This is a genomic window from Neobacillus niacini (assembly GCF_023715785.1).
Taxonomy (GTDB): Bacteria; Bacillota; Bacilli; order Bacillales; family Cytobacillaceae; genus Neobacillus; species Neobacillus niacini_E.
This window is the reverse complement of sequence record NZ_JAMBOX010000002.1, coordinates 568,509-593,351: the sequence shown is the minus strand read 5'-3', so window position 1 is coordinate 593,351 and position 24,843 is coordinate 568,509. Positions and strand designations below refer to the sequence as shown.

The following is a 24,843-nucleotide window of genomic DNA, read 5'->3' as shown; positions in this document are numbered from 1 at the left end:
GCAGGATGAAGCTTAATAAACCAAAAGACCCTTATCACTTGGACATCTCAAGTATAAAAAAAGAAACCCTTCTAGAAGAACTGATTGAGACATATGGAAACAAGGTGTTGAAGCTTGCTTTTACATATGTAAAGGATCAGAAAGTCGCGGAAGACATCACGCAAGAGGTTTTTATCAAATGCTTTCAAAATTGGGATAAATTTCGCGGCGACTCATCCGTCAAAACGTGGCTTTACTCAATCACGATTAATACATGCAAGGACTATTTAAAAAGCTGGTCGTTTCGAAACTTGTTGTTTCATGATTTTACTCCTAAACAAAAAGACATGAAGGACAGTGTATTGGAGCATGTGTTGGAGCGGTCACAAAAAAAGGAGTTGGCCGCCGCTGTTCTCCATTTACCGGTGAAATATAGGGAGGTTATCATTCTCTTTTATTATGAAAATTACCGGGTTGAAGAAATCTCCGCCTTTTTACAAACAAATGAGAATACGATTCGGACCCGATTAAAAAGAGGAAAAGAACTATTATTTAAAAAGATTGGGAAAGAAACGAGGGATGAGTTTTGAAAGATGATCTTCGATTGTTAAAGGAAAGTCTAGATGATACGTATTTTAAAGATATGGAATTATCGAAATCCCTGAAAAAGAAAATAGTAAAAAAAGCGACAGCTGATTCCCAATTTTCACGGATACGCCCTAAATTCGCCTATTTTACTAGCCTTGTACTGGCGGCGACCTGTTTGCTCATTCTGGCGGTGAGCTTTATGAAGACTGATATCCATCAAGCCAGTTTGCCGACGATTCGTGAGCAGCAGGTAGCCCTTATTCACCTGCAAAATGTGATGATTCAACTGACAAAAGACCAGCGACTTTCCGAAGATTTATTAATTCAATCGGTTGAGAGCAACCAACCGGCAGAAAAATCGGATGAATTACGTAGCAAAGTGATTCAAGATGGAGAAGCGATTATCACTGGCATTAAAAAAATGTCCATCCCAGCGGCATTGCAGTCCAATCAAAGCAGGTTAGATGAATGTTTACAATTACTGGCAGCCGCATATGAACAAAAAAATGAATACTACAAAAATTTGGATTTACAAAATCCAGTGGACCTTACTCCCTATCATGTGCCGGCTGATACATTCATCATTTTTGAAGAAAAGATAGGGGAAGTATATGTAAACGTCCACTTGCTTTCTCCTAGCTTCCAACTACTATTAACCTTTTTAAGATAAATATTTGTAAGTTATATGAAAAGAGGGGAAAATTGAATGAGCAGGATAATTTAACGACCGTGGACGTTGACACCTACTTACATTATGGAACGTTAAAAAAGGATGAATCCGTAACCGGTACGATTACATTTCAACGTCCAATTGGTGAACAGGGTCTGAAAATATTTTACCAGTCAAGGTATGCCGAGTTGCCAACAGCAATCATTAACATGCCATAATAAGCGCGGATTAATTACAACTCAATCAAAAAAGGCGCACCTGACCTTAGTTGGTACGCCCTTTTTGATGTTCAATTATTTCGCAAACACATGATTACCGATTGTCTCCACCGCTTGACGGGTGCGAATCCAGGTATCAGTGGCAATTTCCGGGTTATAGAAATAAATGGAATTATTCAATGTGTTTTCTCTCTTTAAAGCTTCTTCAACTGCTTGCTTTGAATCTTCGGATGCCGGTTTATTGATTTCACCATTTTGCACCGGTGAAAAAGCATATGCTTTACCTGTTTTTTCTTTGATCACTTCTGTTATCGTATCGGGAAACTCTGGTGATTCCACACGATTTAAGACCACAGTTGCAACTGCCACTTTCCCTTCATATGATTCACCCTTCGCTTCTGCTTCCACTAAGCGAGCAAATAAGTTTTTTTCCTGCTCGGAAATGGAGATCGCCGGTTCAGTGGGTTCTATCGCCGGTGCCTCAACTTCCTGTACTGCAGTTTCTGCAGTTTCTGCAGGTTCCATTTGTTGCTCGACAGGGTCTGCTGATTCCGTTACTTGAGCATCAAGTACTTCTGTAACAACCGGTTCAGTCGCTGTTTCTGCTGATTCTGATGAACCGTTTGGCGTTTCTGTTTTTTCTTCAACGCCCTTCTTTTCTTGGTCTGAAGAATCGGCTAATACCCCGACAGCCGCATTAACAACGGCGTTAATCACAGGTTTTGCTGAATCTAGTTGAACTTCTTTGTGCGGATGAAACAGATCACCAATGGCTTGTACCGCGTCATGAAGAGTATAATCTTCCTGTATATATAATTCCCCAATAGTAAATGGATTAATGACAGAAATACTTGTTCTATGTTGAAGTGCATTATCTGTTATTGCTTTAGCGGTATGATCTTGGATATTAATGGCCATTGTAGCTGCACAAGCTACGATGAGTGATTTCAACATGATGGTCATGTGCGCTACCTCCTAATAAAATCTCTAGTACATACCCTAACATGTTTTATCATCATAAATACAGGACAATAAGGTTACATTTTATGTTAAATAGATAAATAAAATGACATAAAAAGAAAGTTTATGACAAAATACCTATCAAGATGTCATATTCTAGGAAATCATGTGAAGACGAGGGATAATTTACCTGAGAACTCTCATGGTTCTTGCTGATTTTGCCAAATATAGTAGAATAGAATGAAAATGCGAAAATTCTGGAGATGGTGGTACATGAATAAATTTGCTGTGAATCTTTCAACTATTTTCACTGAAGTTCACTTTTTGGAGCGGTTCAAGAAAGCGCGGGATTGTGGATTTTCTTATGTGGAGTGTCAATTCCCCTATAATCATACCATAGCAGAGATTCAGCGGGAACTTTTACATAATCTGTTATCACTGGAACTAATAAACTTGCCTCCGGGGAATTGGGTAAAAGGTGATCGAGGTTTGGCTGCTGACCCGTATCGCGTGAACGAATTTAAACAATCGGTCCAAACTGGAATAGAGTATGCAGTGGCATTAAACGTATCAAAGATTCACTGCATGGCTGGTATTATATCAAACGGAGATCATAGAATAGCTCGCGCTGTTTATTTGAAAAATCTTCATTTTGCCGGAACCGAAATGGCAAAACACGGGATCACGCTATTAATTGAACCGCTCAATCCATACGATATGCCGGGTTATTTTTTACATGATATTCATCAGGCAAAAGAGATACTGGATGTGGTGGACTTGCCAAATGTGAAGCTTCAGTTTGATTTTTATCATATGGAGCGCATACATGGAAATCCGCTGAGCCTATTTCAACAATATGCTGACACCATCGGGCATGTCCAAATAGCAGATGTTCCGGGCCGTCATCAGCCAGGGACAGGAGAAATGAATTACAAAGAAATATTCCATTATTTAAATGATATCTATGAAGGCTACATTGGCGTCGAATATACGCCGAGCGGAAAAAGTGAAGCCAGTTTCGATTGGCTGGAAGGATGGAAAATAAAATGATCATTGGATTTATCGGAACAGGTGTCATGGGTTCAAGAATGGCAAAACGGCTGCTTGAACATGGATATGATGTGCATGTCTATAATCGGACCAAAGAGAAAGTTAGAGCGCTTGTAGAGCAAGGTGCAAATGTTGAAGAATCAATTTCTTCATTGGCAAGGAACTGTGACATCATTTGTACTTGTTTATCCATGCCAGAGGATGTTTTAGAGGTATATGGTGGCATTAACGGTATTATTGAGAACGCCCGCCCAGGGACCGTCTGTATCGATTTGACAACGGTTGGAGCGAATACAAGCAAAATCCTTTTTGAAAAAACGGCTGACAGAGACATTGCTTACCTTGATGCTCCTGTAAGCGGCGGGCCAGAAGGGGCGGAAGCCGGGACTTTAACGATTATGGTCGGCGGTGAGCGGGAGATTTTCGAAAAAATTTCTCCTTTATTAAGGGTTCTAGGCGGTACAGTTGAATACCTTGGTTCTTCCGGATCAGGAAGCATTGCTAAGCTGATCAATCAATATCTTGTCGCGGTTCATTCGCTTGCCGTTTCAGAAGCGATGGTTACTGGAGCTGCATTTGGACTTGATTCCGAACAGTTATACAATATTTTAAAAGTCAGCTATGGAGACAGCCGAATTTTGCGTCGGCATATGGAACAATACGTGCTTGATCGGAATTTCCAACCCGGCGGTGCGGTGAAATATGTTTTGAAGGATGTCCGTTTGGCCAATCAGCTTTTGCAAGAGGCCGGGATGAACAACTTCACCGGACAATTGGCAGAACAGGCATTTTCTGTTGCGACCGAGAATGGCCTAAGTGATTCGGATATGTCTGCAGTGATCCAGCCAATGGAAGAGCAATGCGGGGTTTTAGTTAGAAAAAAAAGATGACGATTTAAAACGATGCCGGGACTATGATGATGGTTCCGGCGTTTTAATGACAATATGAATAAGTCTGGTAATCATATTAATACCACATTTATAGTAGAAATATTTGGTTAATTCTAAAAGTAACCTTTACAAACATCTGTAGCTTGACTAAAATAAGTAATATATACTGACCGTTCAGTATCTTTTGTTCAGTTGTTTGAAAACGGTTTCACTTCACTCTTCTACGGTTTGTTTCATTCAATCCCTTCCACACCAAGATTATTTATTTGTCATCAAACATAAACCAAAAATCTCAATCATAATGAATAGTCTTCGAAAGGAGGACGATGAGTTGACATGGGAACCAGAAATTAACGAACTTCGGCGCCGTGAAAAATTGGCGTATCAAATGGGCGGTGAAGAACGGGTCGCCAAGCACAAATCACAAGGCAAGCTAACTGTTAGAGAGCGGATATCCAGTTTGCTGGACGAAGATAGCTTTCATGAATTAGGTGCTATTGCCGGGAAATCGAAGTATGATGCCGATGGTCAATTAGTTGAATTTACACCAGCAAACTTTATTGTCGGAACAGGAAGGATTAATGGACGAAAAGTAGTTGTCGGGGGAGATGACTTTACGGTCCGCGGGGGTGCGGCGGACGGCGCAATCATTAGGAAGCAGGTATATGCAGAAAGGTTGGCTCATGACCTTCAGCTCCCAATCATCCGGCTTGTTGATGGTACCGGCGGCGGGGGCAGTGTGAAATTCCTCGATACAGATGGCCATACATATATACCGATTAATCCTGCCTGGGATTTGGTCGTTGCCAATATGGGAAGGATTCCGGTCGTTTCTTTATGTTTGGGTTCAGTTGCGGGACTCGGTGCAGCCAGGGTTGCAGCATCACATTTTTCCGTAATGGTAGAGAAAACCGCTCAATTATTCGTTGCAGGCCCGCCTGTTGTTAAATATGGAATGGGACAGGTCTTGACGAAAGAAGAACTTGGCGGCATTCAGGTCCATCGGTCAAGTGGTGCCATAGATAATATTGCCCGCTCAGAAGAACATGCCTTTGAGCAGGCACGACGTTTCTTATCGTACTTGCCTTCAAGTGTCTGGCAGCTGCCGCCTGTAGAAACAGGAACGGATGATCCAAACCGAATAGACGATCGTTTAATCTCGGTTATCCTTAGAAATCGCAGGACTCCATATAAAATTCGTGAGGTTCTACCAATGATATTCGATGATGGCTCTATCTTTGAGATGGGACGATATTATGGCGGTGGCACACTTACCTGTTTTGCACGGCTAGACGGACATCCTGTCGGGGTACTGGCCTCAGACCCTTATGTTAATGGCGGTGGGCTGACAGCTGAGAGTTCGGAAAAAATAGAACGTTTTGTAGATTTATGTCAAACATTTCATTTGCCGATTGTAAATATGGTCGACCAGCCTGGTATGGTCATTGGATTGCCAAATGAAATGAAAGGAACGATCCGCAAAGGAGTACGTGCAATTGCGGCCATTTACCAAGCAAAAGTTCCAATGATTGAAATTATCATGCGTAGAGTATTCGGTGTGGGCGGTGCCGGAATGTCCAATGGCCACGGATTAAACCTTCGTTATGCCTGGCCGTCAGGCGACTGGGGCTCGCTACCGGTTGAGGGCGGGGTTCAGGTAGCTTATCGCCGTGAGCTTGAGGCTAGTGACAGTCCTGAAGAATTATTAAAAGAACTGTTGGATCGCATGGAATCAGTCCGTTCGCCGATAAGAACCGCTGAAGCGTTTGGCATTGAAGAAATTATTGATCCGCGAGATACCAGACCACTTTTATGTGATTGGGTGAAGGATGCCTACGCCCTTCTTCCGAAAATGCTCGGCCCGTCCAGTCACGAGATGCGGCCATAGAACGTAATGGCCGAAGCGTAGTGTATCTTCGGACAAAACAGTTGATGAAAAGGATGGAAATGTCCGAAGTTGAGTAATCTTCAAATTAAACTGCCGATGAATAGGGAGGAATGAGTATGAAAGAACTTTTACAAAAAAGCTGGCCAAAAAACCTTTCCAAAACATTAACCTATCGCTTAGGTGAACGGCCGCTGCATGAATACCTCAAACAAAATGCAGCTGACACTCCAAATAACACGGCATATTCGTTTTACGGTCGGCAGTTATCCTGGCGAGTGCTCGATGAATCCGTTGATCGATTTGCCCAATTCCTAATTGCTCAAGGTGTAAAAAAAGGGGACCGCGTTGCGTTATTTATGCAAAACTGCCCACAATATCTGATTGCCCATTATGGAATCCAGCGTATCGGCGGCATTGTCGTTCCACTGAATCCCATGTATAAAGAGTCCGAGCTGGAGTATTTAATCAACGAGGCCGAGATTAAGGCGGTCGTAGCAGGACAGGAGTTGCAGCCACTTGTTGCCGTAGCCCGACCAAAAACACCAACAGTCGAGTTTGTAGTGACAACGAACTATGCAGATTATCTGCCGGCTGAACCAGCATTAACATTGCCTGCAGAATTAAAATTGGAAAAGCAGGTTTTCCAGGATTCGTATGATTTCGTTCAGGTGCTGCAGGAAAACCAACCGTACACAAGCCATGTCGAAATCGACATATGGAATGATGTCGGGCTAATGGTGTTTACCTCAGGGACAACCGGAAGACCGAAAGCAGCGATGCTGCCGTTTGGCAGCGCTCTGTTTAAAACCGCTGCCACGATTCATTCCAACCAATTTGCCATGGACGGACGATTTTTGACGATTGCCCCGTTATGCCATATTGCCGGGATGGTGATGGGTGTTAATATACCAATTTATACCGGTGCCGAGTGCGTGCTGTTAACCCGGTTTGATCCAGCTGTAACAGTCGATGCGATAGAAAAATATAAGATTACGAATTGGTACAGTATCGCACCAATGAATGTGGCAATCTTGAATCTGCCAGGCATTGAAAATAGGGACTTGTCTTCATTACAAAGAAATTCATCCACCAGTTTTGGTATTCCTGTTACAGAACAACTGGCCAATAAATGGAAGGATCTGACTAAGGGGTGCATTATGCATGAAGCATCCTATGGTCTTAGCGAAACCCATACATGCGACACCTTTATGCCGGTTGACAACATAAAGTGGGGCAGCTGCGGGATTCCAACCTATGATACTGACCTTGAAATCTTGGATTTTGAAACAGGGGAACTCGTCGGCCCAGGTGAAAAAGGCGAAATTGTCATTAAAAATCCAGGCGTTTTTAAAGGTTATCTAAACAGACCTGATGCCACTGCTGAAACGCTTCGTGACGGGTGGGTTCACACCGGCGACATCGGCAGTGTCGATGAGGATGGCTATTTATACTTCCACGGCCGGATTAAAGAAATGATCAAGAGCTCCGGTTATAGTGTGTTCCCTGAGGATGTAGAGGCGCTATTGAATGAACATCCGGGTATTCTGCAAAGCGCTGTCATTGGCGTACCGGATCCGATCAGGGGCGAAAGTGTCAAGGCCTTCATTGTTCTAAAACCTGATTATGCTGGCAACATCACCGAAGAGGGAATGGTTCAGTGGGCGAAAGAAAAAATGGCAGCTTACAAGTATCCTAGATTTGTAGAGTTTATTGACCAGCTTCCGGCAACAAGCTCAGGGAAGGTACTAAGAAGGCTGCTTAAGGAGCCGCAAGGAAAGGAAGTCAAACAGTGATTGATCAAGAAAGGGACATCGTGAAAGAAGCAGTTGATGATTTATTAAAAAGGAAAGCACGGGCCAAATTGAATGGTGGGCCTGAAAAAATCAAGCGACAGCATGAGGCCGGTTTTTATACGGCGAGGGAGAGAATTGATCTGCTGGTGGACCCAGATTCTTTTATGGAAATGGGCATGCTTAATCATTCAGATATGGTTGGTTCTGAAGATAAGAGTGCCGGCGACGGATTGATCGTCGGCCTCGCCAAAGTGGATGGACGACCAATTGTGGTTCAGGCTGGCGATAAAACGGTATTTGCCGGTACCGAAGGCGCGGTACATATGCGTAAGGCCGTTTCGATTCATCAATATGCGCTGAAACGTGGGCTGCCAATGTTCTATCTCCATGAAGGCGGGGGCTTGAGAATGCCGGATGGCATGGGTTCCGACGGTATTAGCGATAAGCTTTTTCCTAACGAAATGCTAACCCATCACAGGCAGGTTCCATCCATTACAAGTATTCTTGGAGACAGCTTTGGCGGTCCAACCTGGACGGCTGTCTCATCCGATTTTGTCACACAGCTTAAAGGGACCTGTATGGCGGTTGCCGGCCCGAGAATGATTGAGATGGCAACCGGGCAGCAGGTTTCAACCGAAGAGCTTGGCGGCTGGAAGGTTCATGCCCATCAAACCGGTCAGGCTGATGCCTTTGGTGAAACAGAAGAGGACTGCATTGCCCAGATGAAGGAATTTTTCAGTTATATGCCGTTAAATGCAACTGAGGAACCGCCATATCAGGAAACAGATGATGATCCGTACCGCAGGGTCGACAGGGTGCTTGACATTTTACCAAATAAAGCAACCCGGGCCTATGATATGAAAAAAATCATCATGGAGATCGTAGATGACCGCCAGTTTTTTGAATATAAGGCGCTTTACGGTCCGGCCCTCTTTACGGTTTTCGCCAGATTGAATGGCAGGTCCGTCGGAATCATTGCGAATCAGCCAATAAAATACGCGGGGGCAGCCGGTGTGCAAGAATGTGAAAAGGCGACTGATTTTATCTGTTTATGTGACTCATTCAATATTCCAATGGTCTTTTTGCATGATACACCTGGATTCCGCATCAGCAATGAAGCAGAAAAAATGAAAATTCCTACCAAAATTATGGTTTGGAACCAAGCGCTCGCTCAATCTACCGTTCCGAAAATCTCAGTCGTTGTCCGCAAGAGTGTCGGGGCGGCATATGGAAATATGTGCGGCCCGACAATGGGTGCCGATTTTGTGGTCGCCTGGCCGACAGCAGAAATCAATTTTACCGGACCGGAAGTAGGGATTAATGTCGTATATGGCCGCCAGCTGCAAGGGATCGAAAATGCAAAAGAAGTGCGTAAAGAACTTCTAGAAAAATGGGCATTTGACAGCTCACCATATAAAGCAGCTGCCAAGCATCTCATCGATGATGTGATTGACCCACGGGAAACACGAAGATTCCTGTGCAGGACACTGGAATATGCCTGTGTGAAAAACGGGTCGATAAGCGAACACAGATTGGCGAACTGGCCAACAGGGTTTTAATTCACCCTTAAATACCAACCAGTTAGTATAAATAAGGAGTGAGATCAATGAGTATTCAGGATGTAAAACAATTGGTGAGGTTAGAAAAAAATAATGGCATTGCCACAGTAACCATCGATAATCCACCGCTAAATGTTTTAAGCGGTCAGGTGATGAGTGGATTAAAGTCAGTATTTGAAACGATTGCCGGAGATAATGAAATTGTTGTGGCCATCTTAACGGGTGCCGGAAGCCGGGCATTTATGGCGGGGGCCGATATTAAGGAGTTCCCTCAATCCATTGGCAAAAAAGGCATGAAGGATCATGTTATGCAGCAGCATGCCGTGTTTAATCTAATTGATTTCCTCCCTAAGCCGACTATTGCCGTGTTGAACGGACTTACCCTCGGCGGCGGCTGTGAACTGGCTATTACTTGTGATATCCGAATTGCGGAGGAACATGCCCAGCTTGGCTTGCCGGAAGTTAAACTGGGGCTGTTTCCAGGGGGAGGAGGTACTCAGCGGCTCCCCAAAATCGTTGGTGAAGCGAAAGCTAAGGAACTTATGTTTATTGGAGATCCCATTTCCGCCCAGGAAGCCGAAAAGCTTGGCTTAGTCAATAAGGTAGTACCAACAGGCCTGGGAATGGAAAAGGCCCTTGCGATGGCCAAGAAAATCAGTGGCTATTCCCTTCAGGCACTGTCCCGAATCAAGAAAGCGGTGGATGAAGGGACAAATATGGAGTTTCACGCCGGAATAGAAAGAGAAGCCGAACTATTTGAAGAAGTATTTTTAACAGAAGATGTCAAAGAAGGCGTTTCAGCTTTTATTGAAAAAAGAAAACCTGTTTTCGCGCATAAATAAAAAGACTTTGTTAGAGGAGGATGTTTTTATGAAGAGTTGGATTGTGAACCAATTAGGTGACCCCAAAGATGTATTAGAACTGCAGGAGCTATCGATGCCAGCCGTTGAAGAAGGAAAACTATTAATTCAAGTGGAAGCTTCCTCGCTTAACTTTTTTGATATTTTGCTATGTCAGGGAAAGTATCAGGAGAAACCGCCAACACCGTTTACACCAGGTGCAGAGGTATCCGGAGTTATTCGTGCAGTGGGAGCAGCAAGCAAATTTAAGGTTGGACAGCGTGTTGTCGCCACCCCGCCGCTCCCGAATGGCGGATATTCGGAATGGGTCAGTGTGCCAGAAGATCATGCATATGTGATTTCCGATGCCATGTCTCCTAGCGAGGCAGCATCGATGTTTATAACCTATCAAACTTCTTATTATGCGTTATATCACCGGGCTAACCTGCAAAAAGGCGAGGTGCTGTTGGTTCATGCTGGAGCCGGCGGAGTCGGTTCAGCGGCGATTCAGCTGGGGAAGGCAAGGGGCGCTAAAATAATTGCTACCGCCGGCGGACCGGAAAAGGTGAAATTATTGAAGGAACTTGGTGCAGATGTTGCGGTTGACTACCTGACTGAAGATTTTGTCGATATCGTAAAGAAGGAAACTGGCGGGCGCGGTGCCGATGTCATCTATGATCCAGTCGGCGGTGATGTGTTTGACCGTTCACGCAAATGTATCGCTTTTGATGGACGCCTTTTGGTCATTGGTTTTGCCGGCGGTCGCATTCCGGAAGCTCCCGCGAACCATGCACTTATTAAAAACTACTCCATTGTCGGGGTGCACTGGGGCCTTTTCCGCAGACTGCATCCAGACAAAGTGGTCGAAATTCACGAGGACTTGATGAGGCTCTATGAGGAAGGCTTAATCAAACCATTAATTTATCAAGAATATGATTTTAAAGATGTGCCTTTTGCTTTGGAAGTACTGGCTGATAGACAAACCTATGGTAAGTTAGTGGCTTTGCCTTAGGTTCAAATTAGTAAGAAAAGAAAGCATAATTTTTATTTATGAAAGGGTGAAAGAGATGCGTTTAAAAGATAAAGTGGCCATCATCACAGGTGGCGGCGGGGGAATCGGACGTGCGACCGCTGTTAGATTTGCTCAGGAGGGAGCCCGTTTAACCATTGCTGATTTTAGCGAAGAAAACGGTATCCAAACTGTCAATATCGTCAGGGAGATGGGGGCAGAAGCCGAGTTTATCCGGACCGATATGTCGATGCCCGACGATGTCCAGAATATGGTTCAAAAAACAATCGACACCTTTGGTAAGTTAGACATTTTATTTAATAATGCCGGCGTGAAAAGTGGCGAGAAAAAAATCCCTGATGTTTCGGTAGAAGAATGGCAGCAGGTGTTTGACGTCAATATTACGGGAGTTTTTCTAGGGTTGAAATATGCAATTCCGGAGATGACCTCGGGCGGATCGATTATCAATACGGCGAGCATTGCCGGCATCAAAGGGCAAAAGCTAGTTGCCGCATATTCGGCATCAAAAAGCAGTGTCATCGCAATTACGAAAACTGCGGCAACAGAGTTTGGCAAGAAGAATATCCGTGTAAATGCAATTGCCCCCGGAATCATCGATACGGATATGGTAAGTGATTGGAAGAAAACAAAAAAGTGGCCGGTACTATCTACTGCCAATGCCTTGAACCGCATTGGCCATCCAGAGGAAATCGCCAATTTGGTGTTATTCCTTGGGTCCGATGAGTCGTCATTTATTACGGGAGAAACGATTGTCATAGATGGTGGCACTTTGAATCTATAAATCTAGTTAATGTTTTTTTCCAGAGGGCACGTAGTATTGAACTACGTGCCCGTATTAATCTTTCCTCTTATTTTTTTTACCTACTATCCCCGTGTTCATAATTCCACACAGTTGTCACCATTTATTAACAACTGTACTGTACAAAGAACTCCACATTGTTTTTCCAGAACAAGTCAATCACAAACATCAAGGTTGGTATAAATCTTGCATCCAATAGGGCAGAGTTCAGAACCGGATGAACAAACACCTCATTCTGGCCTGAGCCACTGATTTCTAAAGGAGGAATTGACGGAGTGAACGAAATTTCAGCCTTAAATCGTGTTGCCATTGGCGATATTATTCGGAGGACGGCGTGGAAGCTTCCGGACAAAACCGCAATTGTCGCCGAAGACAAACGAATTAGTTTTAAAGAGTTTAACGAGGATTGCAACCGCTTTGCCCATTACTTGTTGGACCTTGGTCTTCAAAAAGGGGATGCAGTGGCCACCATCTGCGGAAATTCATGGCAATTTCTGACCGCCATTTTCGGCATCGCCAAAGCCGGTCTCATCTGGGTTCCGATTAATCCTGGTGTGTCGTTCAATGAAAAGGCTTACATTTTATCGGAGGTCCAAGCAAAGGTTCTCCTGTGCGATGAAATTTTTTTACAAGGGAAAAAAGAAGAGTTCTCGAGTATTTGTCCTGAATTGCTGATTATTGGCTCTGGTGCGTCCGAAGCGGAAAAATTCGAAAATACCCTGTTAGGGCGCCAGACTGATGAACCGGAAGTGGATGTCGCTGACCGGGACATTGCCCAGATCATGTTCACGAGTGGCACGACCGGTACACCGAAGGGCGTCCTGATTAATCACCAAGCCGTATTCATCGCCAGTCTGGCCAATATTATTGAGGCCGGGATGGCCAGAAATGACATTGCGACCTTAATAATGCCCGTGTTCCACTGTGCCCAGCACACACTTGTCACTTCCTTCTTCCATCTTGGCGCGACACTTGTCATTATCCCCGGTTTTGAACCGGAAGCTTTTATGAAGACGGTAGAAAAAGAAAAGATTACCTGGATGTTTGGCCTGCCGATCATGTACCGGGCGTTTCTCTATCATCCTTCCTTTAAAAATTATGACTTATCCAGCCTGAGGTACTGTTTATATGCGATGGCGCCAATGGACAAGAACACGTTGGAAAAAGGCATTAATGAACTCGGCTGCCATTTTGGCCTAGGCTCCGGGCAGACCGAAGTTTATCCGGCGACATGTGTGTTCAGGCCGGAGGACCAGTTGCGCAAGTCAGGGCCCTATTGGGGAACGCCGTCCTTAATCACCGATATGGCGATTATGGATGACAACGGCAATCTGCTTGGAAAAAATGAAGTCGGGGAAATCGTGCACCGTGGTCCAAATGTGATGGCAGGATACCTAAATAATCCAGAAGAGACAAAGCGGGCCAGACAGTTTGGCTGGCACCATACCGGTGATTTGGGCTACATTGACGATGATGGCTTGCTGGTGTTTGTTGACCGAAAAAAAGACATGATCAAAACCGGCGGGGAAAATGTCGCCTCGATTCAGGTGGAACAGGTCCTGCTATCCTATCCCAAAATTTTAAACGCCGTTTGTGTCGGGCTGCCGCATGAACGCTGGATTGAAGCCGTCACCGCGTTCGTCCTGTTAAAGCCGGGAGAGGAAGCGACCAAGGAGGAAATCATTGCATACTGCAAACAACATCTCGGAAGATTCCAGGTGCCAAAGGAAGTGGTGATGGTCCAAGAGCTTCCAACGACCACCACCGGAAAAATTCAAAAGCATGTGCTGCGAAAAAATTACCAAAACCTTTATTCCAATAATCCGGTTTAAGGCAGGTGTTAGGTTTGCAGGAATGGATTGTTCATAACGTATTGGCCCAGGCCGCTGCCAAGCATCCAGACAAGCCATTTTTACTCTGTGAAGGAAAAAGTGTCACCTTTAAGGAGCTGGATGAAATAACAGATGTTCTTGCATTTGGCCTTCTCAGACAGGGTTTTGCCAAGGGGGATACGCTGGCGATTTTGGCGCTGAATCAATTGGAATGGCTGTACACGTATTTTGCGGCATCGAAAATCGGTGTCGGTGTTGTCGCGTTGAATGCTCGCTACCGCGAGAGTGAATTGGATTATATGATCAACAATTCAAAGGCGAAGGGGATTGTCTCGATCTCCAGCTATCAAGGCTTTGATTTTGCTCAATTTTTCGTAGGGTTCCAGGAAAAGCTGCCGACTGTGGAAAGCTATATTTTCATCGGCGCCGGATTCCCAAGAAGTTTATCTTTTGAGAGTTTACTGCAAGGTCCTGTTGACTTTGCAAAACTAAACGATTCCAAACAAGCTGTCAGAGAGGACGATACCGTCATTATTATCTACACCTCTGGAACGACTGGCAAGCCGAAAGGGACGATGATTACCAATCGCAGCATTCTCGAGTCGGCCAAGGCACAGGCTGAACATTTGGAGGTGGGTGAGAATGACTGTACGGTGGGAAGTCTGCCGCTAAATCACGTTGGCGGGATTACTTGTGCTGTTCATGCCCTGCTATACAGCCACGGAAGTATCGTGTTAGTCCCTGAATTTATTCCGGAAAAGGTGTTGCAAATCATTGATGAGACAAAGCCAACAATTTTTGGCGGGGTGCCAACCATGTACCTGATGTTGCTAGGGCATAAAAATAGACGGAATTATGATTTAAGCTCGCTTAAAATCTGCATCGTCGGCGGCTCCAATGTCGAGCCCGAGCTGTGTGAACTGATTGGTAACCATATTCCCGATGCCGCGATTATAAACCTTTATGGATTAAGTGAATCATCCGGCGCCTGTATTCTGTCTAAACTGACAGATCCGATTGAAAAAGTGCAGGAAAGCATCGGAGTGGCGATCGGGGATTTCAAGGTTAAGGTCGTTGACATGGAACAGAACGAGCTGCCGATTGGTGAAATCGGAGAATTGGCAGTTAAAGGGTTGTGCAGGGCAAAAGGGTATTTAGGGCTGGAGGAGGAAACGAAACTAACGTTTAATGACGATGGCTGGCTATTCACCGGAGACATCGCCTATCTCGATCACAATGGATATGTCTATTATAAGGGCAGAAAAAAGGAAATGTACATCCAAGGAGGCTATAACGTTTACCCAGTTGAGGTGGAAAACGTTCTGTCGATACACCCCAAAGTGGCCTATACAGCGGGAATTGGGGTTCCGCATCCGTTCTTTGGCGAAGTCGGTCGCTATTACATTATTTTAAGGGAAGGTGCGGCGATGACGGAGGAAGATGTGATTTCCTACTGTCATCAGCATTTGGCGGATTACAAGGTTCCAAAACAAATTGTCTTTGTCACGGAGCTGCCGCAGACTCCTGCCGGAAAAATTCAAAAATCAGTCCTCAAGCAGCAATACCTGGCACAGCTTCAAAAGTAATCAAAAGAACCAGCCAAAAGGCTGGTTCTTTTTTGTCATGTAGAGGTAAATTTTAATTCGAATTCCTCTTTAATCTCATATTTTTTCATTTTTTGATAAAGCGAGGTGCGGCTGATTCCGAGAATTTCCGCGGCTTTTGTCCGGTTCCCTTTACTTTTGATTAATGCCTGAAGAATGAGTTGTTTTTCGGTCTGATTGATGGAGTTTCTGCGGTTTAATATTGGATTCTGTTCAAATCCTTTCGGTGGTGTGGGCATTGGTTCAGGTGAATGAAGCAGTGTCAGTGAGCTAGGCAGATGTTCCATGTCAATCCAATTGGATGGACTATAGTGAAAGGCTCGCTCCAAGACATTCTCGAGCTGTCTGATATTGCCCGGCCAATGGTATTGTTGAAGCCAGTTCAATACATCCTGGGACACGCCGGTTATTTTTTTATTTGTTTTCTTGTTAAATTTATGGATGAAATGGCTGCACAAAAGCGGAATATCGTCCAAACGCTCCCGTAACGGCGGTATATGCAGGTGGATGACATGAATTCGGTAGTATAAATCTTCACGGAATTCCCCATTGCGGACAAGTTCCGCAAGGTCCTTATTGGTTGCGGCGACCATGCGGACATTGACCTTTGTTGTTTTTGTTGCCCCGATTCTTTCAAATTCCTGGTCTTGCAGGACTCTTAATAGCTTCACTTGCAGCGTCAGGGGCATGTCGCCAATTTCGTCAAGGAATAAGGTGCCATTGTCGGCCAACTCGAATTTGCCAGGTTTTCCGCCCTTTTTCGCGCCGGTAAAAGCGCCGTCAGCATAGCCGAAAAATTCCGATTCCAACAGTTCTTCCGGGATGGCACCGCAGTTAATTTTTATAAAAGCGCCTTTTCGCTCCGATAATTGATGGATTCCTTCGGCAATCAGTTCTTTTCCGGTTCCGCTTTCTCCGGTAATCAACACATTGGATAAAGATTTGGCGGCAATCGCAGCCTCATGCTTGAAGACTTCCATCCGTTCATTAATCGATACGACAGTGGCAAACGGTTTTTCATCTTTGGCTATCCGGAACAGTTCGCCGCGATATTCATTAATATCACGAAGGACAACCATCGCGCCTGTCATTTTATCCTGCACCTTAATCGGGATAAATGTGGCAATCACGGTTAATTGGTTAAAATGAATCCGTTTCAGTTCCTGAATTTCTCCGGTATTCATCGTTTCAATCAACCATCGTCTGAATGGGGGAAGAAATCGGTCAATTGGTGCCGATAATAATTGCTTGCCATTTAATTGGAGGAGGTCTAGTGCTGTTTGATTAAAGGTCGTTATTCGCAAATGGTCATCGACGGATATGACCGCATCCTGCAGGTTTTCCATCAATAGCTTCATCCTGTTCAAGGCATCCTCCAAGGCCATCATGTGGGAATTGACCAAATCGGATTTTGACATAATCCCATATACCTCTTGCTGGTTATCGAGAACAATAGCCTGACTGACATTCCCTTTGATCATGATATCCCGTGCTTCCAGTAACGACTGGTCCTTATCGATAGTGACAACGCTTTCATTTATCAGTGGCTTAATAGGAGCTTCGAGTGGCTGATTTTGCAGCAGCGCCCGATAAACTGAGTATTTATGTAAAATGCCTACCAACTTTTTGTTATTCGTGATGCAGCTGATGTCGACGCGGTTTTCCAAAAAGGCTTGAATGGCATCGCGAATCGTGCTGTCGACGGATAAATTGACAAAATTAACGGTTGTGAAATTTCGAACCTTCAAATAACTCCACCTCAGTTTTCGAAATATTTACACAATTACCATTATAACGACCTTTTCCATATCTGACAACCAGCAATTGTAAACTTCTGTAAACACCTGTTCAGTTTTATGTTCAGGTTGTTTTTTACAGGGAATATGATGGGCTGGCCCGACAGAATGTTTTAGTTGGCACGTTACTTGCATTATGAAAAAGTAGAAAGCTATTAAATGGGGTGAATGTAGTGATCTACGAAACGCTTCTTTACGAAGAAATAGAAGCTGTCGCCAAAATCACGTTGAACTTGCCGGAAATGCGAAATCCGTTGACTGAAACCTCGGCGAAGGAGCTCGTAATGGCCATTAGGGCAGCGGAACTTAATCCAGACATCCGCGCCATCATTCTTACCGGTGCCGGAACAGCCTTCTCTGCCGGAGGAAATTTGAATGAATTTAAAAAGAATCTCTCAAAAACAGCCCCGGAGCTTTATTCTGAAGGGCGTGAAAGTACAGAACTGTTTAAGCTGGGGGCGGAAATTACAACACCGCTTATTGCGAGTGTAAACGGACCTGCTTTAGGAGGTGGAACCGGTCTCGTTGCCATGTGTCACCTCGCAATCGCTTCCTCAGAGGCGAAATTAGGATTAACCGAGTTACGTTTGGGACTCGTACCATTTGTGATAATGCCTTGGGTCCGTCGTGCGGTTGGCGAACGGAAGATGATGGAGATGATGCTGACTGCGGAGATTTATTCAGCAGAAAAAGCGCGGGAATTGGGGCTCGTCCATCGGGTTGTTCCTCCAGAAGAGCTGGAAAAAGAAACCTTAGAGCTGGCCCTGCAAGTGGCAAACTTCAGCCCGCTCGCCGTCAAGCTCAGTTTGGACGCATTTTTTACAACGGAAGGCATGGATATGATGAAGGCGTTTGATTACTTAACAAACTTACGGCTGGTGTCATTTATGAGTGAGGATTTGAAAGAGGGAGCCACCGCTTTTCTTGAAAAAAGACGGCCGAATTGGACGGGGAAATAGGGGGATTATTGTTAGGCGCAAATAAAATAGAGAAATCCGCAAATAAAATAGAGAAATTCCGCAAATAAAAGTCTAAAAATCGCAAATAAAACCTTCAAATCCGCAAATAAAGTTAATTGCAGCTATTGGATAAGGTGAAAAACATCAGTTTTAATACAATTTGCCGCTAAAAACAAAATGAATAATCGGAGTGAGGAAAAATGACCGAAATTTTATCTATAATGTCCGGAAACGTGTGGAAAATCGAAGTAAATGAAAACGACATTGTCAAAGAAGGCGATGTTCTGGTCATTTTGGAGTCGATGAAAATGGAAATACCGATTGAATCCACCCATGCCGGTGTGGTTGCCGAAATCAAAACAGCGGAAGGGGAGTTCGTCCAGGAAGGGGACGTTCTGGTCAAGCTGAAAACCGACTAAGGAAAGGAGGAGCTTCTCATGAAAACAGTTCGAATTGGAGCAGCCCAAGGCTTTTACGGCGATAGCATCGAGGCGGCCGTTGCCACAGCAGCAAAGGGAAATGTCCAATATCTATGTTTCGATGCACTTGCGGAATTGACGATGGCCATCCTCGTCAAGGATAAACGGAAAAATGAGCAAGCGGGCTATACCAAGGATTTGCCGTTGCAAATGAAGGCGCTGCTGCCATTTGTAAGAGAAAAAGGGATTAAGCTGTTAACAAACGCTGGTGGCATCAATCCGCTTGGTGCCCAGCAGGAAATTTTAAAAGTCGCGCGGGAAATGGGGATGAGCGGACTAAAGGTCGCGGTGGTGTCCGGAGACAATGTATTGGACCGGATCCACGAGTTTCTTGAAAAAGGGTACCCACTTAACCATTTAGAAACAGGAGAAAACATCACCACGGTTCAAGACAGGCTGGAATTTGCCAACGCTTATATTGGGGCCCAGCCGATTGTCGAGGCGCTCCGGGCCGGCGCCGATATTGTGGTCACAGGCAGGACGACAGATACGGCTCAGTTTTTGGCGCCATTAATCTATGAATACGGCTGGAAGGAAGATGAATGGGATCAGCTGGCAAGCGGGATATTTATGGGGCATTTGCTCGAGTGCTCTGCTCAATCGACAGGGGGCAATTTCAGCGGAAACTGGAAGGAGATTGAAGGCTTTGACAAGATGGGTTATCCGATTGCCGAAGTCGTTGAAAATGGTGAGTTTATCATCAGTAAAGTTGAAGACCAGGGCGGATTGGTCACAGTGGATACCGTGAAAGAACAGATGCTCTACGAGATCCATGACCCTTCGGCCTATATCACCCCGGACGTGATTGTCGATTTAACCGGTGTGCATCTGGAAAACATCGGGCCAAACCAAGTCAAGGTTTCGGGGGTAAAAGGCAAGCCGCGGACGGATTCCCTGAAAGTCGTCATGGGTTATGAGGACGGCTATGCTGCACAAGTCATTGTTGGATTCGCCTGGCCCGATGCCCTCCAAAAAGCAAAAAAAGTTGATGAAATCATCCGCACTCAGTTGGAGCGATATCGGTGGAACTATGAGGAGGTCCGCACTGACTACCTAGGTTACAACTCGTTAAGCGGTCCGTTGGCGTTCCAACCGGAACAAGAACTAAATGAAGTGTATTTGCGAATGGCAGTCAAGGCCAAAACGAAGCAGGAAGCGGCACGATTCAGCCGACTCTTCCCGCCGCTAGCCTTGAATGGTCCCCCGACGATGAGTGGATTCACCGGCAACTCCTCCCCAAGGTCGTTGCTCGGGATGTGGTCAACGCTCATTCCACGGGATGAGGTTGAAAGTCATGTCAAAGTCGATGTGCTGGAGGTGTAGACGAGATGGCCTTTGTTAAGCTTAGGGATATTGCGCAAACGCGATCCGGGGATAAAGGCAATATGGTGAACATCGGCGTGTTTGCCCCAAACCCGGCAATCTATCAAACTTTCTTGAAAAAATTAACCCCTGAACGGGTTAAGGAGCATTTTACCGGTATTGTAGAAGGAGAGGTAATCCGCTACGAGCTTCCTAATATCCTCGCGCTGAATTTTGTGTGCAAGGAGGCATTGGCGGGCGGCGGGTCAGCGTCGCTCAGGCTCGATAACCTCGGCAAGTGCTTTGGTGCCAATTTGATGCGACTCGAACTTGATGTGGACGATTCCATTTTACAGAACTTAAGAAAATGAGGTGAACAGGGTATGCCGTATGAACCATATTTTACTGAAGAGCATGACCAGCTCAGAAAAATGATTCGTAAATTCGTAGAAAACGAGATTAAGCCATTTGTAGATGAATGGGAAGAAGAGGGGATGTTCCCGCGCTCACTGTTCAATAGAATGGGAGAATTGGGACTGCTCGGATTGCATTATCCGGAGGAGGTCGGCGGTCAGGGAGGAGATTATTTTTCCGGGTTGATTCTGGCAGAAGAAATGAACAAATGCGGTTGCGGCGGCGTCCCGATGGCGATTGCCGTCCAAACTGACATGGCCACGCCGCCCATCTACAAATTTGGCACCAAAGACCAACATGAGCGTTTCCTAAAGCCGGCACTACGCGGTGAAAAAATAGCCGCAATCGGGATTACCGAACCGAACAACGGGTCAGATGTCATGGGCATTCAAACCCGGGCTAGGCGTGATGGGGATGAATGGGTCATTAATGGCACGAAAACCTTTATTACCAACGGGACTCGGGCCGATTTCGTTACCTTGGTGACACGGACTTCCGATGACCCAGGACCGAAGGGGATTTCACTGTTCCTCGTCGAAACGAATCATCCCGGCTTCTCTGTTGGAAAAAAGCTCGAAAAGGTTGGCATGCGTTCATCTGATACCGCCGAGCTGATTTTTGATGATGTCCGCGTTCCCCATGAAAACCTGCTTGGGGAAGAGGGCAAGGGCTTTTACCAAATCATGTGGCAGCTGCAGGGCGAGCGGATGATTGGTGCTGCCGGGGCAATCGGCGGTGCTGAAAAATCCTACGAGCTGGCGTTGAACTATGCCAAAACGAGAATCGCGTTTAACCAGCCAATCAGCAATTTTCAGGTAATTGCCCACCTGTTGGCCGAGATGAAAACGCAAATTGAGGCCTGCCGGGAATTGACCTATGCGACCGCTTACCGGTTCGCCAAAGGGGAGGTTCCTTCGAAAGAAATCTCGATGACGAAATTGGCAGCCGTGCAAATGGCGCATTGGGTCGCGGACCGCGCGCTGCAGATTTTCGGTGGGAATGGCTATATGGCCGAATATCCGATTGAACGGGCTTGGCGTGACAGCCGCTTGGCGAGAATTGGCGGCGGTACGGACGAAATCATGAAGGAGATCATTGCCAAGCAGATGGGGTTATAAAAAAGGGGTTCGCGAAACAATATGGATTTTTCGCGAAATAGGAAACGAATTCGGCAAATCAACTTCGCTTTCTGCCAAAACACGCTAATGTTTGGCGAAATACTTCCCAGAATTGGCGAGATAGCTGGTTTGGCGAATAAGTCTTGAAGTTCAGCGAATATTCATAGAGTTTCGGCGAATAAGTCCCCTAGTTCGGCGAATAACCGCCTCAGTTCGGCGAATAACTTGCAAAGTTCGGCGAATAACTCTTTTTCAAGCCGAATCAAAATCAAATGCATTTTTTTAATAAGGAGGGTTTTCATGGGGCACTGGATCTTTACGGAGGAACATGACATGTTTCGGAAAACGGTTCGTTCTTTTGTGGAAAAAGAAATCGTCCCAAACGTCGAACAGTGGGAAAAGGACGGCGAGACGCCGAGAAGTTTATATAAACGGATGGGGGATCTAGAGTTTCTCGGGATTAAATTTCCGGAAGAGTACGGAGGCAGCGGCCTTGATGTGATCATGGAAGCCGTATTTACCGAAGAGCTTTCCAAATGCGGCGCAGGCGGTGTCGGTGCGGCCATCGGGTCTCATACGACGATTGCGATGACTAATATTTGGCGCTACGGAAACAATGAGCAAAAACTGAAGTACCTCGTCCCGGGAATTAAAGGTGATGCCATTTCCGCTCTTGCAGTTACCGAACCAGGAGGCGGGTCCGACGTGGCCGCCATTAAAACCACTGCCAAAAAAGACGGGGACTTCTATGTCCTGAACGGCTCAAAGACCTTCATCACCAACGGGGTCAATGCCGACTATGTTATTGTTGCAGCCAAGACCGCCGACGGACCGCATCACCGCAACATCAGTCTATTTATTGTCGATACCAATTCTGACGGCTACTCTGTCGGAAAAAGCCTGAAGAAACTGGGCTGGCGCTCTTCGGATACAGGAGAATTATTTTTCGATAATGTGATTGTGCCGAAAGAAAACCTAATTGGGCAGGAAAATGAGGGATTCCTTTACATTATGAAAAACTTCCAGTATGAACGGCTAACGTTAGCATTGGGCTGTATCGGGGCGGCCGAAAAAGCGTTGGAACTGACCATTCAATACAGCAAAGAAAGAATCCAGTTTAACAAACCGCTATCGGAGTTTCAGGTGCTGCGGCATAAGATGGTCGACATGGCAGTCGATCTTGAAAAAGCCCGGAACCTTACATACAGGGCCCTTTACCTGTATAACCAAGGGAAAAATTGCGTCATAGAGGCGACGATGGCTAAGACGCTTGCCAGCGAAATGTTGAATCAGGTCTGTGATCAGGCAGTTCAAATTCACGGCGGCAATGGCTATATGATGGAATACCCAATCCAAAGGCTTTGGCGCGATGCGCGGATCCAAACGATTGGCGGCGGCACGACGCAAATTATGAATGAGATCCTCACCAAACAGTTGGGAATCCTGACACCAATTGAAGCAGATAAAGCCTCAAAAGGGGTCTGACCGCGGTGCTATAATCCTGAAAAATCTTAAAAACTAGCAAAAGGGGTGCATGATACTTGGAACGTGAACAAAGACTGCTGGCGGAACGGGAACGAATCTATCGCGGTGGACCCGATCACGACAAAATAAAAAAACTGGGAAAATTATTTGTCCGCGACCGGCTTCGACTCTATTTTGACGATGAACAGCCTTATTATGAAACTGGCTTATTTGCCAACGCAACAAAGGAAAAACTCCCAGCAGACGGCGTGGTTACGGGAACGGGTAAAATCAACGAACGGCTTGTATTTTTTATGGCAAGCGACTACACCGTCAAAGCCGGGTCCATCGGCAAATATCACGGGGAAAAAATCCTGCGGATCCAAGAGGCGGCGATCCGCGGCAGACGGCCCATCGTTTACATGATTGATTCCTCAGGCGGCCGGATTGATGAAGCGGGCGGTTATCATGTCGAAAAATATTCAGGCGGGAAAATCTGGTACAACCACAGCATGCTTTCCGGAAGAGTCCCGCAAATCGCCGTCCTTTACGGCCCATGCTTTGCCGGAACCGCCTATATGCCGGTGTTTTCCGACTTTGTGATCATGGTCGATAAAATTTCTGGGATGGCGATTGCTTCGCCAAGAATGGTGCAAATGGCGACAGGCCAGCAAGTCGATGTCGAGGAATTAGGCGGCGCCACAATGCACGCGACCAAAAGCGGCTCGGCCGATTTCATTGCCAAATCTGAAGAGGAAGCAGCCGAGCTTGTCAAAAAACTATTAACCTACCTGCCAGATCATTTTGACGGGAATGTGCCAGAATACCCTGCCGTTCCACCGAAGCGGGACCCCGCCGGAATTGACGATATCATTCCATTAGAACCAAATCGTGCATACGATGTCCGCAAATTAATAGAATCCATTGTGGACGGGGACAGCTTCCTTGAGGTAAAAGCCAATTATGCGAAGGAGCTGGTGACCGGGTTTGCCCGCCTGAACGGTAAGACTGTCGGTGTAGTGGCCAACCAGCCGCTATACAAAGGCGGGGCGATTTTTCCGGAGTCGTCGGATAAAGGGGCCAAATTTGTTTGGACCTGTGATGCCTACAACATTCCGCTGCTCTATTTATGCGATACGCCCGGATTTATGGTTGGAACGAAGGTGGAGCAGGAGGGTATTCTCCGGAAAGGGCGGAATTTTATTTTCGCCAGTTCGACGGCCAATGTGCCAAAAATGTGCGTGATTGTCCGAAAAGCCTACGGTGCCGGAATTTACGCGATGGCTGGCCCGGCTTATGAACCGGATACGACGATTGCCCTGCCATCGGCGGAAATTGCCATCATGGGTCCGGAAGCAGCAGTCAATGCCGTTTATTACAACAAAATCAAAGCGGTGACCGACCCGGAAGAAAGATCGGCACTTGTGCAAAAACTCCGTGAGGAATACCGGGCAAGCTATGACATTATCAAGCTATCGGGGGAGCTTGTCGTGGACGATCTGGTCGTTCCAAGCGAGTTGCGGCAAGAGCTGATCCGGCGCTATGAAACGTTCGAAAATAAAGATTTCCCACTTCCTGCAAAAAAACATTCAACGATATTAAGTTAATTTTT

General features: G+C 45.8%; 22 protein-coding genes. 20 read left to right on the top strand and 2 right to left on the bottom strand.

Annotation, left to right across the window (positions count from 1 at the left end; all coding sequences use genetic code 11):
* Positions 1-5: 5 nt before the first annotated feature.
* The 3 genes from M3234_RS07490 to M3234_RS07480 are packed head-to-tail and all read left to right on the top strand — an operon-like array spanning position 6 to position 1,455.
* Positions 6-569, top strand: coding sequence for a sigma-70 family RNA polymerase sigma factor (locus M3234_RS07490; protein WP_262304097.1), 564 nt, complete (start codon positions 6-8; stop codon positions 567-569).
* Positions 566-1,237, top strand: coding sequence for a hypothetical protein (locus tag M3234_RS07485; RefSeq protein ID WP_262304096.1), 672 nt, complete (start codon positions 566-568; stop codon positions 1,235-1,237). The genes M3234_RS07490 and M3234_RS07485 overlap by 4 nt, the downstream gene beginning before the upstream one ends.
* Before the next feature lie 32 nt (positions 1,238-1,269).
* Entirely contained in the window at positions 1,270-1,455 is a 186-nt protein-coding gene (locus tag M3234_RS07480) for a DUF4352 domain-containing protein (protein ID WP_262304095.1), read from the top strand.
* A 75-nt stretch (positions 1,456-1,530) separates the two neighbouring features.
* Here the strand turns inward: M3234_RS07480 and M3234_RS07475 are convergent, their stop codons facing one another.
* Entirely contained in the window at positions 1,531-2,418 is an 888-nt protein-coding gene (locus M3234_RS07475; protein WP_262304094.1) for a cell wall hydrolase, read from the bottom strand.
* A 270-nt stretch (positions 2,419-2,688) separates the two neighbouring features.
* Here M3234_RS07475 and M3234_RS07470 point away from each other — a divergent pair, with 270 nt between their 5' ends.
* The 10 genes from M3234_RS07470 (at position 2,689) to M3234_RS07425 (ending at position 15,681) form a co-directional block, all read left to right on the top strand.
* Entirely contained in the window at positions 2,689-3,465 is a 777-nt protein-coding gene (locus M3234_RS07470; RefSeq protein WP_262304093.1) for a hydroxypyruvate isomerase family protein, read from the top strand.
* On the top strand, positions 3,462-4,355 hold the full coding sequence (locus M3234_RS07465; RefSeq protein WP_262304092.1) for an NAD(P)-dependent oxidoreductase: 894 nt from the start codon (positions 3,462-3,464) through the stop codon (positions 4,353-4,355). The genes M3234_RS07470 and M3234_RS07465 overlap by 4 nt, the downstream gene beginning before the upstream one ends.
* A 331-nt stretch (positions 4,356-4,686) precedes the next feature.
* A complete protein-coding gene (locus M3234_RS07460; protein WP_262304091.1) occupies positions 4,687-6,243 on the top strand; it encodes an acyl-CoA carboxylase subunit beta in 1,557 nt (518 codons plus the stop codon).
* A 116-nt stretch (positions 6,244-6,359) separates the two neighbouring features.
* On the top strand, positions 6,360-8,036 hold the full coding sequence (locus M3234_RS07455; protein ID WP_262304090.1) for an AMP-binding protein: 1,677 nt from the start codon (positions 6,360-6,362) through the stop codon (positions 8,034-8,036).
* Positions 8,033-9,595, top strand: coding sequence for an acyl-CoA carboxylase subunit beta (locus M3234_RS07450; RefSeq protein ID WP_262304089.1), 1,563 nt, complete (start codon positions 8,033-8,035; stop codon positions 9,593-9,595). Before M3234_RS07455 ends, M3234_RS07450 begins: the two co-directional genes overlap by 4 nt.
* Positions 9,596-9,642: 47 nt before the next feature.
* Positions 9,643-10,437 (top strand): enoyl-CoA hydratase, encoded by a 795-nt coding sequence (locus M3234_RS07445; RefSeq protein WP_262304088.1) that lies wholly within the window; start codon positions 9,643-9,645, stop codon positions 10,435-10,437.
* A gap of 28 nt (positions 10,438-10,465) precedes the next feature.
* Positions 10,466-11,446 carry an NADPH:quinone oxidoreductase family protein gene (locus M3234_RS07440; protein ID WP_262304087.1) on the top strand — a complete coding sequence of 327 codons (981 nt, stop codon included), beginning with the start codon at positions 10,466-10,468 and terminating at the stop codon, positions 11,444-11,446.
* Between the two features lie 55 nt (positions 11,447-11,501).
* Entirely contained in the window at positions 11,502-12,245 is a 744-nt protein-coding gene (locus M3234_RS07435) for an SDR family NAD(P)-dependent oxidoreductase (RefSeq protein WP_262304086.1), read from the top strand.
* 293 nt (positions 12,246-12,538) lie between these two features.
* Positions 12,539-14,095, top strand: a complete 1,557-nt coding sequence (locus M3234_RS07430; protein ID WP_262304085.1) for a class I adenylate-forming enzyme family protein — start codon at positions 12,539-12,541, stop codon at positions 14,093-14,095.
* A 14-nt stretch (positions 14,096-14,109) separates the two neighbouring features.
* A complete protein-coding gene (locus M3234_RS07425) occupies positions 14,110-15,681 on the top strand; it encodes a class I adenylate-forming enzyme family protein (protein WP_262304084.1) in 1,572 nt (523 codons plus the stop codon).
* Positions 15,682-15,716: 35 nt separating this feature from the next.
* Here the strand turns inward: M3234_RS07425 and M3234_RS07420 are convergent, their stop codons facing one another.
* Positions 15,717-17,447 (bottom strand): sigma-54-dependent Fis family transcriptional regulator, encoded by a 1,731-nt coding sequence (locus M3234_RS07420; RefSeq protein ID WP_262304083.1) that lies wholly within the window; start codon positions 17,445-17,447, stop codon positions 15,717-15,719.
* Positions 17,448-17,668: 221 nt separating this feature from the next.
* Between M3234_RS07420 and M3234_RS07415 the strand changes: the two genes are divergently transcribed.
* The 7 genes from M3234_RS07415 (at position 17,669) to M3234_RS07385 (ending at position 24,838) form a co-directional block, all read left to right on the top strand.
* The gene (locus M3234_RS07415; protein WP_262304082.1) at positions 17,669-18,454 is read left to right on the top strand and encodes an enoyl-CoA hydratase/isomerase family protein; all 786 of its coding nucleotides are present in this window, start codon (positions 17,669-17,671) and stop codon (positions 18,452-18,454) included.
* Between the two features lie 200 nt (positions 18,455-18,654).
* A complete protein-coding gene (locus M3234_RS07410; protein ID WP_262304081.1) occupies positions 18,655-18,873 on the top strand; it encodes an acetyl-CoA carboxylase biotin carboxyl carrier protein subunit in 219 nt (72 codons plus the stop codon).
* An 18-nt stretch (positions 18,874-18,891) separates the two neighbouring features.
* Positions 18,892-20,256, top strand: a complete 1,365-nt coding sequence (locus tag M3234_RS07405; protein WP_262304080.1) for an acyclic terpene utilization AtuA family protein — start codon at positions 18,892-18,894, stop codon at positions 20,254-20,256.
* A 5-nt stretch (positions 20,257-20,261) separates the two neighbouring features.
* Positions 20,262-20,606 carry an AtuA-related protein gene (locus tag M3234_RS07400; protein WP_262304079.1) on the top strand — a complete coding sequence of 115 codons (345 nt, stop codon included), beginning with the start codon at positions 20,262-20,264 and terminating at the stop codon, positions 20,604-20,606.
* A 12-nt stretch (positions 20,607-20,618) separates the two neighbouring features.
* The gene (locus tag M3234_RS07395; protein WP_262304078.1) at positions 20,619-21,767 is read left to right on the top strand and encodes an acyl-CoA dehydrogenase family protein; all 1,149 of its coding nucleotides are present in this window, start codon (positions 20,619-20,621) and stop codon (positions 21,765-21,767) included.
* A gap of 300 nt (positions 21,768-22,067) precedes the next feature.
* A complete protein-coding gene (locus M3234_RS07390; RefSeq protein ID WP_262304077.1) occupies positions 22,068-23,252 on the top strand; it encodes an acyl-CoA dehydrogenase family protein in 1,185 nt (394 codons plus the stop codon).
* Between the two features lie 56 nt (positions 23,253-23,308).
* Positions 23,309-24,838 (top strand): acyl-CoA carboxylase subunit beta, encoded by a 1,530-nt coding sequence (locus M3234_RS07385; protein WP_262304076.1) that lies wholly within the window; start codon positions 23,309-23,311, stop codon positions 24,836-24,838.
* The last annotated feature ends 5 nt before the right edge of the window (positions 24,839-24,843 follow it).

What these genes read in the sequence shown, in the direction of transcription:
- M3234_RS07490 (WP_262304097.1), top strand. Translation starts at nt 6, where the DNA reads ATGAAGCTTAATAAACCAAAAGACCCTTATCACTTGGACATCTCAAGT.
- M3234_RS07475 (WP_262304094.1), bottom strand. Translation starts at nt 2,418, where the DNA reads ATGACCATCATGTTGAAATCACTCATCGTAGCTTGTGCAGCTACAATG.
- M3234_RS07470 (WP_262304093.1), top strand. Translation starts at nt 2,689, where the DNA reads ATGAATAAATTTGCTGTGAATCTTTCAACTATTTTCACTGAAGTTCAC.
- M3234_RS07465 (WP_262304092.1), top strand. Translation starts at nt 3,462, where the DNA reads ATGATCATTGGATTTATCGGAACAGGTGTCATGGGTTCAAGAATGGCA.
- M3234_RS07455 (WP_262304090.1), top strand. Translation starts at nt 6,360, where the DNA reads ATGAAAGAACTTTTACAAAAAAGCTGGCCAAAAAACCTTTCCAAAACA.
- M3234_RS07445 (WP_262304088.1), top strand. Translation starts at nt 9,643, where the DNA reads ATGAGTATTCAGGATGTAAAACAATTGGTGAGGTTAGAAAAAAATAAT.
- M3234_RS07440 (WP_262304087.1), top strand. Translation starts at nt 10,466, where the DNA reads ATGAAGAGTTGGATTGTGAACCAATTAGGTGACCCCAAAGATGTATTA.
- M3234_RS07435 (WP_262304086.1), top strand. Translation starts at nt 11,502, where the DNA reads ATGCGTTTAAAAGATAAAGTGGCCATCATCACAGGTGGCGGCGGGGGA.
- M3234_RS07410 (WP_262304081.1), top strand. Translation starts at nt 18,655, where the DNA reads ATGACCGAAATTTTATCTATAATGTCCGGAAACGTGTGGAAAATCGAA.
- M3234_RS07405 (WP_262304080.1), top strand. Translation starts at nt 18,892, where the DNA reads ATGAAAACAGTTCGAATTGGAGCAGCCCAAGGCTTTTACGGCGATAGC.
- M3234_RS07400 (WP_262304079.1), top strand. Translation starts at nt 20,262, where the DNA reads ATGGCCTTTGTTAAGCTTAGGGATATTGCGCAAACGCGATCCGGGGAT.
- M3234_RS07395 (WP_262304078.1), top strand. Translation starts at nt 20,619, where the DNA reads ATGCCGTATGAACCATATTTTACTGAAGAGCATGACCAGCTCAGAAAA.
- M3234_RS07390 (WP_262304077.1), top strand. Translation starts at nt 22,068, where the DNA reads ATGGGGCACTGGATCTTTACGGAGGAACATGACATGTTTCGGAAAACG.